Raw genomic sequence first — 12534 nt, forward strand, 5'->3', positions numbered from 1 at the left:
GAACGGTGCGGTGATTGACCCGTCCGGGCCCGGGGAACCCCTCGCCCATGGCTGCCGATCACACCCAGGCCCCTGTACTGGAAGCGTTGGCCCGCTACCGGCGGGCCGAGGAAGTGTCCTTCACACCGCCCGGCCACAAGCAGGCGCGCGGCGCCGACCCGCAGGTACGCGAGGTGCTGGGCGACGCGGTCTTCCACAGCGATCTGCTCGCGTCCGGCGGGCTGGACGACCGGCTCGGCCGGGGCCGGGTGCTGGAGCGGGCCGAAGCGCTCATGGCCGAAGCGGTGCACGCCTCGCACACGTTCTTCTCCACGTGCGGCAGTTCCCTGTCCGTCAAGGCGGCGATGCTGTCGGTCGCGGGCCCGCACGAGAAACTGCTGGTCGGCCGGGACGCGCACAAGTCCGTGGTGTCGGGCCTGATCCTGTCCGGGGTGGAGCCCGTCTGGCTGGACCCGCAGTGGGACGCGCAGCGCCGGATCGCCCATCCGCCGTCGGCCGCGGCCTTCGAGCGGGCGTTCGGGGAGCATCCCGATGCCCGCGGCGCGCTGGTGACCAGCCCGACACCGTACGGCGGCTGCGCCGACCTGAGCGCGCTGGCCGAGGTGTGCCACCGGCGCTCCCGCCCGCTGATTGTGGACGAGGCGTGGGGAGCCCACCTGCCCTTCCACCCGGACCTGCCGTCCTGGGCGATGGACGCCGGCGCCGACGTCTGCGTGACGAGCATCCACAAGATGGGCAGCGGCTTGGAACAGGGCTCCGTGTTCCACCTCCAAGGCGACCTGATCCGGCCGACCGTGCTGAAATCGCGCGCGGACCTGTTCGGCACGACCAGCCCCTCGGTGCTGCTGTACGCGGGGCTCGACGGCTGGCGGCGGCAGATGGCCCTGCACGGCCGGGACCTGCTCGGCCGGGCCCTGGAGCTGGCGGCGCGGGTGCGTGCCGCCATCGAAGACATCGACGGACTGCACGTCAACGACCGGGCCGACTTCTGCGGCCCCGGCCTGGCCCACGACTTCGACCCGCTGCCCGTGGTGATCGACGTCAGCGGGCTGGGCACGTCCGGCTACCGGGCAGCGGACTGGCTGCGCGAACACCACGCCGTCGACGCCCACCTCGCCGACCACCGCAGGATCAGCGCCCAGCTCACCCACGCGGACGACGACAAGACCGCCGGCGTGCTGCTGGACGCCCTGCACGACCTGTCGCGGCACGCGCCGGACCTGCGCCCGGTCCCCGAGGTCGAGGTGCCGGCGCCGGACGAACTCCGCCTGGAGCAGGTCTGCCTGCCGCGCGACGCGTACTTCGGCCCGGTCGAGGACGTACCGGCGAGCGCGGCGGCCGGCCGGATCACCGCCGAGATGCTGACGCCCTATCCGCCGGGCATCCCCGCCGCGCTGCCCGGCGAACGGCTCGACGGGCCCGTGGTGCGGTACCTGACGAGCGGCGTGCGGGCCGGGATGAACGTGCCCGACGCGGCCGACCCGGAACTGGGCACGATCCGGGTGCTCGTCGAAGGGACGCGCTGACATGGGTGCGGCCGGCACGGCGGTCGTCGTGATCGACATGATCAACACCTACGAACACGAGGACGCCGACCAGCTGCTGCCGTCCGTACGCGCGTCGCTGCCCGGCATCCTCAGGGTGATCGAACGGGCCCGCGCCGACGACTCGGGCATCGAAGTCATCTACGTCAACGACAACTTCGGCCGGTGGCGTTCGCACCACGACGAGATCCTCAGCCCGGCGCTCCGCGGCCCGCACGCCGACCTGGTGGAGCCGATCCGGCCCGACGACGCGTCCCTGTTCGTGGTCAAGGCCCGGCATTCCATCTTCTACGAGACGCCACTTGAGTACCTGCTCGGCCAGCACGGCATCCACCGCATCGTGCTCTGCGGCCAGGTGACCGAACAGTGCGTCCTGTACTCGGCGCTCGACGCCCACATCCGCCACCTCGACGTCACCGTGCCGCGCGACGCGGTGGCGCACATCCACGCCGATCTCGCCGACGCCGCCCTGCGCATGATGGAGCGGAACATGGGGGCCGATGTGACGGACTCCAGGGCGGAGGGGTTGTTCGGCTGACGGTGTGCCGGTCACGCATCCGGCCGGTCAGGCGCGATCCCCGCAACCGAAGGGGTCCACACCTCTAGAGGCCCCCAATACCTCCAATGGTCGATATGTCGATTTAGGAGTACTTTGGGAGGTGGCATCGGGGGCATCACCGGTTTTGGTGATGACACTCTTCGAGGGAGCGAATGATGCTTGCCCAGACTCTCCAGACCACCGGCCTCACACTCGACAAGGAAGCGCTCGGGTGGGTGGCGGCCCAGCCCGAAGCGCCGCTCAGCGACGCGCCGGTCCCCTCGCCGGAAGCCGTCGCCGGCGGCGCAGGCGTCCTGCTGCTGGGCCTCCTCCTCTCGCCCAAGGAACCCAAGGAAACGAAGCGCCGGTGACCACCGAGCGCTCACGCACCGCCCACAGCGAATCGGCCGACCAGTTGGCCCGTCGCGCCCTCGGCACCCTGCGCGGTGCCGGGGGCGCCACTGTGGCCGCGGACCATGTCGAAGCCTCGGGCACGGAATCCGGCGGCGACCCGGCCGTGGCGCTGGGCGCGGTCCGCATCGTGGGAGCGGATGTGCTCGCGCCATATGTACTGACCGGTCAGATCCCATCGGCCGGTGAGACATCCGCCATCGGCCTGGCACTGAGTGCCTTGCCGCCGGCCGAGCCGCCTCCCCCGGCACCGCCCGAAGGGCCCGAGGCGGCCTGGACGATGGCCTGGGTCGACTGGGGCCTCTGCACGGTCCTGGCACGCATCGACCCCGTCGGCGCACCCGTACGGCCGGCGGCCCTTCCCCAAGGCCCTCCCCCGTGCGACGACGACGCGCCGCGGCGCATGCCGCTCACCACATCCGACCCCGAAGCCGCGGGCAGTGGCATACGGGAGGGCTGGGTGCCCTGGTCCACACGCATGGGAAAGCTGGCCTCGCTCGCCCTGCCGGGACTGGACGGGCCCGTGCACGCCGCCGCCAAGTCCGGCGTTCTGGCGCTGGCCCGCGGTGCCGCCCGGGCCACACTCCGGCGCGACTTCCCGACCGCCGCGCGCATCACCCGCTGGCTGGCCTGGCTGCACGCCGAAGGAGTCGCCGTGCCCTTCGACCCCGCGCCCCTGACGGAACACATCACCCTGCTCGGCGGCAGCGACCGCGCGGCCCTGGACACCGCGATCGCCCGCCGGCTGCTCGGCCTGGAGCCCGTATGAGCACCGCCCCGGCGCGTACCGCGCACGACATCAGCTCCCGCGCCCTGGCCTGGCTGCACGCCCACCGCGAATACGGGGCGCTCTCCGACATCCCCCGCGCCGACCTCCTCGACGACGGCGACGCCTACAAGGGGATCGGCGAAACGGCGCTCGCCGCGTCCCTGGTCCTGCGCAGCGGCGTCGCCGGTACGAACGAACTCGCCCTCGCCCGCGAACTGCTGGAGTACTGCTGGCAGCAACTGGGCGAAGGCTCGCTCCTGTACGAGCGGCTGCTGCGGCATCCCCTCAAGACCGACCCCATCGAGACGTACGCCCACTTCGCCCGCGGCGGTTACCAGCTCCCGCAGTTGGACCGGCTGATCGCCCACACCGTCACGCTGCGGTCCACACATGCCGTGGAACACGTACCCAACCGGCGGCTCGCGGTGGCCAACGCCGTACGCGTCGTGGGGTTCGACCACGGCCCCGGAGCACACGACTGGGCGGGCCTGACCCGGGACACATGGCTCGGCGCCCTGCCCGAACCCTGGCACATCGACTGGCTGACCGCATACGCCGTCACCCACACCGTCTTCCACCTCACCGACTGGGGGCGGCTGCCCGACGGGGTGCCCGCGGACCTCGCGGACCACCTCACCAGGTGGCTGCCGGTGTGGACCGACGTCTGGGCGGAGACCGGCCACTGGGACCTCATGGCCGAGCTGATGATCATCGGCACCTGTCTGCCCGAGCCGCGCACCGAGGCCGGCGACTGGCAGCGGCTGGCCGCCGTCCAGCACGACGACGGGCTGGTACCCCGCGACGACCAGCCCGTGGAGGGTGACGCGGCCGAGCGCTACGAGGCCCACCAGCACCCCACCATCGTGGCCGTCGTCGCGGGGACCACCGCCCTCGTCCGGGCGCTGGACGCACCGGCGCGGCCCGGTACGTGATGACCGGCACGCCGGCCGCGGCCCGCGCCGGGGAACCCGCCCCGGTGCGCGCCGCGCTCGAAGCGCTGCTGTCGGCGGCCCCCGGCGCGAGCGCCGTCGCCGTCGGCCTGTACCGGGGCGGGCAGCGGTCCTTCGCCGTCCGGGGCAGCACCGCGTTCGAGGGCGGCGTGCCGGTCGAGCCGTCCACCCGTTTCGAAATCGGCTCGGTCACCAAGACGTTCACCGCCTTGCTCTTCGCCGAGCTGGCCGCCCGGGGCGACGCGGGCCACCACGATCCCGCCGCGCGGTTCCTGCCGCCGGGCACGCGCGTCCCCGTACGCGGCACGGAGATCACCCTCACCCACCTGGCCACCCACACCTCGGGCCTGCCCCGGCTGCCTCCGGGGCTGCTGCGCTCCGGTGCCCGCCGGCTCCTCTCGAATCCCTACGCCGCCTTCACGCGCGCGGACGTGCTGCGTGCGCTGGCCCGCACCCGGCCGCGGTGCCGGCCGGGCACCCGGGTGCACTACTCGAACTTCGGCGTCGGCCTCTTGGGGCACGCCTTGTGCGGCGCGTCCGGCGGACTGCCGTACGAGGACCTGCTCGCCTGCCGCGTCCTGCGCCCGCTCGGCCTGCACGACTCCGGCGCCTCGCCCGACCCGCCTCCCGGCGTCACCCAGGTCACCGGCTACTGGCACCGCCGTCCCCGGCCGCCCTTCGGCATCCCGGGCCTGCCCGGCGCGGGCGCCGTACGCGCCAGCGCGCGCGACCTCCTCACGCTCACCGAGGCGCTGCTCGAACCGGGCACGGCCGCCGTCACCGGCGTGCCGTCCGCCCCCCTGCGTACCGCCCTGGAGGACGTCGTCCGCCCCCGGCTCGTCGTGCCGCGCGGCACGGCGCGGCTCGCCCTCGTCTGGAACATCCGGCCCCGCCCCGACGGCTCACACCTGTATCACCACTCGGGCGGCACCCGCGGCTGCACGGCCTTCGCCGGGTTCAGCCCGCGGCACGACACCGCGCTGGTAGCCCTGGCCAACTGCACTCCGGGCTACGGAAATCCCTTGATCCAGCAGGCGTACGACACGCTGACGGACCTGATCCGTACGGCTTGACCCGCAGCCGTCAGCCACCCGCCAGGGCACGGCCGTCCGCCTACCCGTACGCCTCGCCGCCCAGCTCCAGCCCCGCCGTGCCCGCCGTCGTGTCCGCCAGCCAGGCACGGAAAGCGGCCAGGTCGGATTCGGGCAGCCCGACCTCGATGCGTACGTCCGCCCCGTACGTCACCTCGCGCACCGCCCGGCCCGTCGTCCGCAGGTCGTTCTCCACCCGGCCCGCGCGCTGGTGGTCGACGGTGACGGTCACCAGCCGGAAGCGCTGCCGGGTGACCGTGCCCAGCGCGTCCAGGGCCTCGCCCACAACGCCCCCGTACGCGCGGATCAGCCCGCCGGCGCCCAGCTTGATGCCGCCGAAGTAACGGGTGACCACCGCGACGACGTACCGGACCTCGCGGCGCACCAGCATCTGGAGCATGGGAACGCCCGCGGTGCCCCCAGGCTCGCCGTCGTCGCTCGCCTTCTGCACGCCGCCGTCGGCCCCGAGGACGTACGCGAAGCAGTTGTGCCGCGCGGTGGGGTGCTCCTTTCGGACCCGCGCGATGAACTCCTGCGCCTCGGCCTCGGCCGCGACGGGTGCGAGCGCGCAGATGAAGCGGGACTTGTTGATCTCGATCTCGTGAACACCCTCGCGCGCGAGAGTCCGGTACTGCTCCTGCATCAGGCCACCCTATGCGCCCCCTGGGGCAGCCGGCGCACCGCACAGAGCCCCCCGCCTTCCCGGCCGGCGTCGTCCTCGGCAGCGTGTCAGCCTCTTCCTGCGGCACCCGGGCGGCCAGGAAGCCGCCGGGCTCCGCGGGAATCTTCGCAGCCCGGCACACGTTGGCACCTGCACACGGCCGTCACCGGACGGCCGGAGCCGACGGACCCCGGTCCGGCCAACGGGAGGCAGCTGTGTACGGCGATCCGGCGACGATCCGCAAAATCCTCCGGGAGTCCGGCGACACCTGGGCCGTCGTGGGCCTGTCATCGAACGAGAACCGCGCGGCCTACGGTGTCGCCCGGGTCCTCCAGCGCTACGGCAAGCGCGTCGTCCCCGTCCACCCGAAGGCCGAGACGGTCCACGGCGAGCAGGGCTACCCGTCGCTGGCCGCGATCCCGTTCCCCGTCGACGTGGTCGACGTCTTCGTCAACAGCGAACTGGCGGGCGGCATCGCCGACGAGGCCGTGGGAATCGGCGCCAAGGCGGTCTGGTTCCAGCTCGGCGTCGTCGACGAAGCCGCCTACGACAAGACCCGCGCCGCGGGCCTCGCCATGGTCATGGACCGCTGCCCGGCCATCGAAATACCCCGCCTCGGCTGAGCCATGGGGGGCGCCATGTGTCCTGGGCAGTTGGTCGCGCGACGGGTCCCTGCCGGTGGTCGACGCCCGTTCGACGCGGAAGGTGTCCGCCGCTTCACAGGCGTCCCGCGCCTCCAATAGTCCGTCCGCGGGCGGGGTGCACCCACTTGATGTGCCACGACCGGGCGGACCCGTGCCCTGGCGGGGACCGCGGCGCCCCGGGCATGGAGCGAATGAGCGGTTCGGGCATGCCGCTCACCAGTCCGGGCCCGGGGCGCATATGCGCCACAGGCACCGTGTCGGTCGTGAAAGGCCGCGACCGCCGCGCCCCGCTACTGCCCCGGCACCGTCCCCAGCCCGTCGAGGACGACCGCGCCCGGCAGTTCCGCCAGCGCCTTGCCCGGGACGATCAGCTTGCCGCGCCGGCTGCCGCTGCCGCTGCCGATCAGCGCGTACGGCATGTCCGCCACGGCCGCGTCCAGGAGGAGCGGCCAGTCCGCGGGCAGCCCGATCGGGGTGATGCCGCCGTACTCCATGCCGCTCTCGCCGACGGCGGTGTCCATCGGGGCGAACGAGGCCTTACGCGCGCCCAGTTGGCGCCGCACGACCCCGTTCACGTCGGCCCGGGTGTGCGAGAGGATCACACAGGCGGCGAGCGTCACCGCGCCGCCGCGCTTGCCCGCCACGACCACGCAGTTCGCCGACTGCTCCAGGAGCCAGGAGCCGTGGCGCTCGACGAGGAGGGCGGTGTCCGCGATCGCCGGGTCGGTGTCCACGAAGAGGAGCTGTTCCACCGGTACGGACCCCCGCCAGTCGCGGATCGCGGCGGCGACCGGCGCGGTGAGCAGGTCCAGGCAGTCGGCGGCGGGGCGGACTTCGTCGAAGGCGTCCATGGGCGCGGGCATACCGGTCAAACTAACAGCGCCACCGGTCCGTACGCCGCGTCGTCTCAAGGGGCGGGCGGGGCCAGTACGGCCATGATCATCACCAGCGGCCGGTCGCCGTCGTTGCGGTAGCCGTGCGCCGCCTTGGCCTCGAAGGTGGCCGAGCCGCCCGCGGGCACCGGGTACTCCCGCTCGTCCACCACGAGCGTCAGCTCGCCCTCCGAGACGTGGAGCAGTTCCACCGTGCCGGGCGGGTGCGGGTCGGACGCGCTGTGCTCGCCGGGCATCAGGCGCCACTGCCACAGTTCGAAGGGGCCCGGCGCCTCCCCGCCCACCAGGAGGGAGGTGCGGCTGCCCGCCTCGGTGGACCACATCCGTACGGCCTCGCCGGGCGCCACGATCCGCACGTCGGGGCCCTGCTCGTAGTCGAGCAGCGTCGTGATGCTGACGCCGAGCGCGTCGGCGATCTTGACGGTGGTGCCCACGCTGGGGTTGGTCCTGGCCTGCTCGATCTGGATGATCATGCCGCGGCTGACCCCGGCACGGGCGGCCAGCGCGTCGAGGGTGTAGCCACGTTCGGCCCGCCAGTGTTTGAGGTTGCGGGCGAGCGACTGGGTGAGCTGGTCGAGGTCGGTCACGGTCCGGTCCGTCCGAGGGGTGACGAGGAGGGGCAAGGAGTGGAAGGAGTGGCAGGAATGGCGGGAGGGTGTGGCAGGGCGCGGCGCGCCCCGGGCGAGGAGACCGCGGCGCGGGATCCGCGGTGGAGTGCGGTGCACTTCGGCGTTCAGCACACTGTACTGCGCCGTACGGCCCGGTCGGTGAGCCCGCCCGCCCCGCGCACCCGCCCGTACGCCCCTCAGTCCGCCCGGTGGCGCTCGATGAGCCCGCGTGCCATGTCCTGCGCCCGCAGGGCGGCACCGGTGTCGCCCTCGGCCGCGGAGATGATCGACCCCTTCATCAGGATGTGCCAGGAGCGGGCGAAGTCCTCGGTGTCGTGGAGCCCGGCCTCCTCGGCCAGGGAGCGCACGATGGCGCGGATGTTCTCCAGGTAGGTGATGCTCGCCTTCCCCAGCGGGTGTTCCCAGCCCATCTCCAGCAGCACGTTGATGAAGGTGCACGCGTCGAAGTCGGGGCTGCGGAACCATTCGTCGAACACGTCGAAGATCGCGAGCAGCCGCTCCTCGGGGCCCGCGCCCCGGCGGCGGGCACCGGCTTCCACGAAGCCCAGGGTCCAGCGCTGCTCGCGGCGCTTGAGGAACGCCAGCACCAGGGCGTCCTTGGAGGGAAAGTTCCGGTACAGAGTGGCCTTGGCCACGTTGGACCGGGCGATGACCTCGTCGATACCGACCGCGCGAATGCCGCGCCGGGAGAACAGCTCGTAGGCCGTCTCAAGAATGCGCTCACGTGCCTGGGCGGGCGGACGGCCGGCCGGAGCCGTGGCGCGAGCGGCCGTCGCGTCGCCTGAAACCATGGTGTCCCCTGTACGAGCGTGGTGGGTCGATGTGGACAGACCCCTCTGACCCTGACACGGTAAGGGCATGGCCCCTGAGACAGAACTGTCTGGCCCGGACTTCGTGAACATCCTGACGGTCCGTACCCATCTGCACGGCGATCAAGCCGTGCTCAGTCCCCGAGGAGAAATCGACTGCGCCTCCGTCCGCCTCCTCGACCAAGCCCTGGACGGGCTGCCGGCCGTCGCGAACAGTGTGACCCTGGACATCGCCGAAGTCACCTTCATGGACTCCGCCGGTCTGCACTTCGTGGAGCGCCTGCAAGACTTCGGGCAACGGCGTCGCATCCCGGCGCGCACCCGCAACTGGGGCAGCCAGCCGAGGCGGCTGCGGGAACTCGCCCACCCCCAGGGCGGCGGCCCCTCACCTCGCGGCGGCCCGGCCCCCGCGGCGCAAGGCTGGTCACGCCCGGCCGACTGCGGCTAGCTTCCGCGTATGGGAGATGCCCCGGCAGCGTTCGACCCGTGGTCGCCGGACTTCGTCGCCGACCCGTACCCCGCTTACGCCGAGCTGCGCGCCCGCGGGCGCGCGCACTACTTCCCGGCGTCCGACCAGTGGCTGGTGCCGCGCCACGCGGACGTGTCGGCGCTGCTCCGCGACCGCCGGCTGGGCCGCACCTACCGGCACCGCTTCACGCACGAGGAGTTCGGGCGCACCGCGCCGCCGCCCGAGCACGAGCCGTTCCACGTCCTCAACGACCACGGCATGCTCGACCTCGAAGCGCCGGCCCACACCCGTGTCCGCCGGCTGGTCTCGAAGGCGTTCACGCCCCGCACGGTCGAGCGGCTGCGGCCGTACGTCGAGGGCCTGGCGGACCGGCTGGTGGCGGGCCTGGTCGCGGACGGCGGCGGGGACCTGGTGGCGCGGGTCGCCGAGCCGCTGCCGGTCGCGGTGATCGCCGAGATGCTCGGCATCCCGGAGGGTGACCGGCGGCTGCTGCGCCCCTGGTCGGCCGCGATCTGCGGGATGTACGAGCTGAACCCGCCGGCCGTTACGGCCCGGCGGGCGGTCGACGCCTCGCTGGAATTCTCCGCTTACTTGCGCAGGTTGATCGCCACGCGGCGGGCCGACCCGGGAGACGACCTGGTCTCCGGCCTCATCGCCGCGTACGACGACGGGGAGTCGCTCAGCGAGCAGGAGATGATCTCCACGTGCGTCCTGCTGCTGAACGCGGGGCACGAGGCGACGGTCAACGCCACGGCCAACGGCTGGCACGCACTCTTCCGCCACCCCGCGCAGTTGGCCGCCCTCCGCGCGGACCCGGCCGCGCTGCTGCCGACGGCCGTGGAAGAGCTGCTGCGCTACGACACGCCGCTCCAGCTCTTCGAGCGCTGGGTGCTGGACGACATCGAGATCGGCGGCACGGTGATCCCGCGCGGCAGCGAGGTGGCTCTGCTCTTCGGCTCGGCCAACCGCGATCCGGCGGCCTTCGCCCGCCCCGAGGAGCTGGACCTCGCCCGCACGGACAATCCGCACATCTCCTTCAGCGCGGGCATCCACTACTGCATCGGCGCCCCGCTGGCCCGAATCGAACTGGCCGCTTCGCTGGCGGCATTGCTGCGCAGGGCCCCGAAGCTGCGGCCGGCGGCCGGACCGGAACGCAAGCCGGACTTCGTGATCCGGGGGCTGCGCAGCCTGCCGGTGGAGGTGTGACGCGGCACTACCGCGCCCCGCCGCCCACCGCCTCCTCCGGCACGTACACCACCCACACCTGGCCGGGCGCGAAGGCCAGCGGCGCGCCCGCCGAGGTGGTGAAGTCCGTGCCGCCGTCGGCCGAAGGCCGCGACCAGCGCCCTTGGTACGCCTTGCCGCCGCGCAGCACCCGCGCGGGCCCCGACCCGGTGGTCTCGGTGTACGGGGAGTAGGCGCCCCAGCGGTCGTGATAGCGCGACGGCCGTATCCGTACGCCCTGGACGACGACCGTCGCGACCGCGAGCTGCTGCCCGGAAGCGGCCTTGACGGGGCCGCCGTCCATGGACACCAGCCAGCCCCCGCGCTCCGGCGACCAGGCGAAGGAGAAGCGGGCGGCCGGGTAACGGGCCGTGTACGAGGACGTGTTCCGCCCGCCCGGCGGCGCGGCGCCGAAGCGGAAGCCGATGTCGCGGGCGGTGCTCGCGCCGGGGGCCGCCTTCAGGGCGTGCTCGGGCCGGAGGTAGAGGTTGTGCGGTGCGGGGCGGCTCCGGTCGCGGAAGTAGGCGTCGCCGGTCTTTCCCGCCGGCAGCGGGTACAGCGGAGCCGCCTTCACGACGGGCTCCAGTTTGGCCTGCGTACCGGAGTAGGCGAAGGCCGGGCGGCCGAACTGGCGCAGCAGTTCCAGGTCCGATTCGCGGGCGCTGCGCACCGGGCCGACGACGGGCGGCAGCCGGGAGGAGTAGACGGCCAGGATCCGTGACAGCCCCGACTCGACCCGTTCCACGTAGACGATGTCCGCACCGTCGAGCCCCGTCTGCGGACGCGCGGCGCGCACGTTGTCGATCTTCACGGCGAGCACCGGGGCGGCACGTGCGGCCTTGCCCGTGAACGGCGAGTGCCCGGCGGGTACACCGGATTGCTGACAGCCGGCCGACGCGCCGGCCAGCAGAACACAGAGCAGCGCCGCCCCGGTCGGCACCGTACGCTTCCTCGTCCGCACCGCCGTCCTTCCGTCCGTGCTTCCCCGCCCGTCGAGGACACCACAGGAGAGGCCGCCTGGCGAGAGGGCGACCGGGTTCCGGCGGGTGGTCACGCCCCGGCCCTGGTACGCCCGCGGGTCCGGTGCGATGGCATGCTGGCGGCGTGAACCGACCCGAAATCCACCTCGCCTTCGCCCCCGAACTGCGGCTCTTCGTCGCCTCCAACCGGCGCGCCGGTACGACTCCCTTGGTCACCGACGGGTCCTCCACCCTCGGGCACGTCGTGGAATCGCTCGGGGTCCCGCTCACCGAAGTGGGCCGCCTGCTCGTGGACGGCCGGGAGGTGCCGGTGTCGCACGTGCCGGGCGACGGCGAGTCCGTCGAGGTGTGCGCGGTCGAACGGCCCCAGCAGGTACCGGGGGCGCCGCTGCGCTTCCTGCTCGACGTGCATCTCGGGACGCTCGCCCGGCGGCTGCGGCTGCTGGGCGTGGACGCCGCCTACGAGAGCGAGGACATCGGCGACCCGGCCCTGGCGGCCCGTTCGGCGGCCGAGCGCCGGGTGCTGCTCTCCCGGGACCGGGGCCTGCTGCACCGGCGTGAGAACTGGGCGGGGGCGTACGTCTACAGCCACCGCCCCGACGAGCAATTGCGCGACGTACTGGGCCGGTTCGCGCCGGAGCTCGCGCCGTGGACCCGGTGCACCGCGTGCAACGGGCTGCTCAAGGACGCCGAGAAGGGCACGGTCCAGGAGCGGCTGGAAGGCGGTACGCGGCGTACGTACGACGTCTTCGCCGAGTGCACCGCCTGCGAGCGCGTGTACTGGCACGGTGCGCACCACGCACGGCTGGAGGCCATCGTCGACGAGGCGGTGCGCGAGTTCGGCGGCGCGGCGGCGTCCCGGAGCGGTTCCGCCACGCACGGGTGAAACGGCGGCACGGGAGTGGCGCGCGGATCCGCGGCG

The 12534-nt window shown here is 73.1% G+C and carries 15 protein-coding genes; 10 read left to right on the plus strand and 5 right to left on the minus strand.

Annotated features, from left to right (window positions below; genetic code table 11):
- Nucleotides 1-47 precede the first annotated feature (47 nt).
- The 6 genes from ACH4K4_RS31810 (at nt 48) to ACH4K4_RS31835 (ending at nt 5285) form a co-directional block, all read left to right on the plus strand.
- Nucleotides 48-1526, plus strand: a complete 1479-nt coding sequence (locus ACH4K4_RS31810) for an aminotransferase class I/II-fold pyridoxal phosphate-dependent enzyme (protein ID WP_398172050.1) — start codon at nt 48-50, stop codon at nt 1524-1526.
- Between the two features lies 1 nt (nt 1527).
- Nucleotides 1528-2082 (plus strand): isochorismatase family cysteine hydrolase, encoded by a 555-nt coding sequence (locus ACH4K4_RS31815; protein WP_398172052.1) that lies wholly within the window; start codon nt 1528-1530, stop codon nt 2080-2082.
- A gap of 176 nt (nt 2083-2258) precedes the next feature.
- Nucleotides 2259-2453, plus strand: a complete 195-nt coding sequence (locus ACH4K4_RS31820) for a hypothetical protein (RefSeq protein WP_398172054.1) — start codon at nt 2259-2261, stop codon at nt 2451-2453.
- Nucleotides 2450-3262: a hypothetical protein gene (locus ACH4K4_RS31825; protein ID WP_398172056.1), complete on the plus strand. Its 813-nt coding sequence runs from the start codon at nt 2450-2452 to the stop codon at nt 3260-3262. The genes ACH4K4_RS31820 and ACH4K4_RS31825 overlap by 4 nt, the downstream gene beginning before the upstream one ends.
- Nucleotides 3259-4194 (plus strand): DUF6895 family protein, encoded by a 936-nt coding sequence (locus ACH4K4_RS31830; protein ID WP_398172058.1) that lies wholly within the window; start codon nt 3259-3261, stop codon nt 4192-4194. The genes ACH4K4_RS31825 and ACH4K4_RS31830 overlap by 4 nt, the downstream gene beginning before the upstream one ends.
- On the plus strand, nt 4194-5285 hold the full coding sequence (locus ACH4K4_RS31835) for a serine hydrolase domain-containing protein (protein ID WP_398172060.1): 1092 nt from the start codon (nt 4194-4196) through the stop codon (nt 5283-5285). The genes ACH4K4_RS31830 and ACH4K4_RS31835 overlap by 1 nt, the downstream gene beginning before the upstream one ends.
- Before the next feature lie 40 nt (nt 5286-5325).
- On the opposite strand, the gene ACH4K4_RS31840 is transcribed toward ACH4K4_RS31835, so the two are convergent.
- Nucleotides 5326-5946, minus strand: a complete 621-nt coding sequence (locus ACH4K4_RS31840; protein ID WP_398172062.1) for a YigZ family protein — start codon at nt 5944-5946, stop codon at nt 5326-5328.
- Nucleotides 5947-6179: 233 nt separating this feature from the next.
- On the opposite strand from ACH4K4_RS31840, the gene ACH4K4_RS31845 reads away from it, so the two are divergent.
- On the plus strand, nt 6180-6587 hold the full coding sequence (locus ACH4K4_RS31845) for a CoA-binding protein (RefSeq protein WP_398172064.1): 408 nt from the start codon (nt 6180-6182) through the stop codon (nt 6585-6587).
- A 311-nt stretch (nt 6588-6898) separates the two neighbouring features.
- On the opposite strand, the gene ACH4K4_RS31850 is transcribed toward ACH4K4_RS31845, so the two are convergent.
- The 3 genes from ACH4K4_RS31850 to ACH4K4_RS31860 form a co-directional block, all read right to left on the minus strand.
- Nucleotides 6899-7471, minus strand: a complete 573-nt coding sequence (locus ACH4K4_RS31850; RefSeq protein ID WP_398172066.1) for a YbaK/EbsC family protein — start codon at nt 7469-7471, stop codon at nt 6899-6901.
- A 44-nt stretch (nt 7472-7515) separates the two neighbouring features.
- A complete protein-coding gene (locus ACH4K4_RS31855; protein WP_398172068.1) occupies nt 7516-8088 on the minus strand; it encodes a helix-turn-helix domain-containing protein in 573 nt (190 codons plus the stop codon).
- 218 nt (nt 8089-8306) lie between these two features.
- The gene (locus ACH4K4_RS31860; protein ID WP_398172070.1) at nt 8307-8921 is read right to left on the minus strand and encodes a TetR/AcrR family transcriptional regulator; all 615 of its coding nucleotides are present in this window, start codon (nt 8919-8921) and stop codon (nt 8307-8309) included.
- 67 nt (nt 8922-8988) lie between these two features.
- Here ACH4K4_RS31860 and ACH4K4_RS31865 point away from each other — a divergent pair, with 67 nt between their 5' ends.
- Complete coding sequence (locus ACH4K4_RS31865; RefSeq protein ID WP_398172072.1) at nt 8989-9387, plus strand: STAS domain-containing protein; 399 nt, start codon at nt 8989-8991, stop codon at nt 9385-9387.
- Between the two features lie 9 nt (nt 9388-9396).
- On the plus strand, nt 9397-10614 hold the full coding sequence (locus ACH4K4_RS31870) for a cytochrome P450 (protein WP_398172074.1): 1218 nt from the start codon (nt 9397-9399) through the stop codon (nt 10612-10614).
- A gap of 7 nt (nt 10615-10621) precedes the next feature.
- On the opposite strand, the gene ACH4K4_RS31875 is transcribed toward ACH4K4_RS31870, so the two are convergent.
- Nucleotides 10622-11572, minus strand: a complete 951-nt coding sequence (locus ACH4K4_RS31875) for a DUF3048 domain-containing protein (RefSeq protein ID WP_398172076.1) — start codon at nt 11570-11572, stop codon at nt 10622-10624.
- A gap of 164 nt (nt 11573-11736) precedes the next feature.
- On the opposite strand from ACH4K4_RS31875, the gene ACH4K4_RS31880 reads away from it, so the two are divergent.
- Complete coding sequence (locus ACH4K4_RS31880; protein ID WP_398172078.1) at nt 11737-12498, plus strand: Mut7-C RNAse domain-containing protein; 762 nt, start codon at nt 11737-11739, stop codon at nt 12496-12498.
- Nucleotides 12499-12534 lie beyond the last annotated feature (36 nt).

The sequence above is a fragment of the Streptomyces sp. NPDC017529 genome (genome assembly GCF_044329785.1).
Lineage (GTDB): Bacteria > Actinomycetota > Actinomycetes > Streptomycetales > Streptomycetaceae > Streptomyces.

Bases quoted from the DNA above. Each gene is read 5' to 3' on its own strand.
- ACH4K4_RS31810 (WP_398172050.1), top strand. From the start codon at position 48: ATGGCTGCCGATCACACCCAGGCCCCTGTACTGGAAGCGTTGGCCCGC.
- ACH4K4_RS31815 (WP_398172052.1), top strand. From the start codon at position 1,528: ATGGGTGCGGCCGGCACGGCGGTCGTCGTGATCGACATGATCAACACC.
- ACH4K4_RS31820 (WP_398172054.1), top strand. From the start codon at position 2,259: ATGCTTGCCCAGACTCTCCAGACCACCGGCCTCACACTCGACAAGGAA.
- ACH4K4_RS31830 (WP_398172058.1), top strand. From the start codon at position 3,259: ATGAGCACCGCCCCGGCGCGTACCGCGCACGACATCAGCTCCCGCGCC.
- ACH4K4_RS31835 (WP_398172060.1), top strand. From the start codon at position 4,194: ATGACCGGCACGCCGGCCGCGGCCCGCGCCGGGGAACCCGCCCCGGTG.
- ACH4K4_RS31840 (WP_398172062.1), bottom strand. From the start codon at position 5,946: ATGCAGGAGCAGTACCGGACTCTCGCGCGCGAGGGTGTTCACGAGATC.
- ACH4K4_RS31850 (WP_398172066.1), bottom strand. From the start codon at position 7,471: ATGCCCGCGCCCATGGACGCCTTCGACGAAGTCCGCCCCGCCGCCGAC.
- ACH4K4_RS31860 (WP_398172070.1), bottom strand. From the start codon at position 8,921: ATGGTTTCAGGCGACGCGACGGCCGCTCGCGCCACGGCTCCGGCCGGC.
- ACH4K4_RS31865 (WP_398172072.1), top strand. From the start codon at position 8,989: ATGGCCCCTGAGACAGAACTGTCTGGCCCGGACTTCGTGAACATCCTG.
- ACH4K4_RS31870 (WP_398172074.1), top strand. From the start codon at position 9,397: ATGGGAGATGCCCCGGCAGCGTTCGACCCGTGGTCGCCGGACTTCGTC.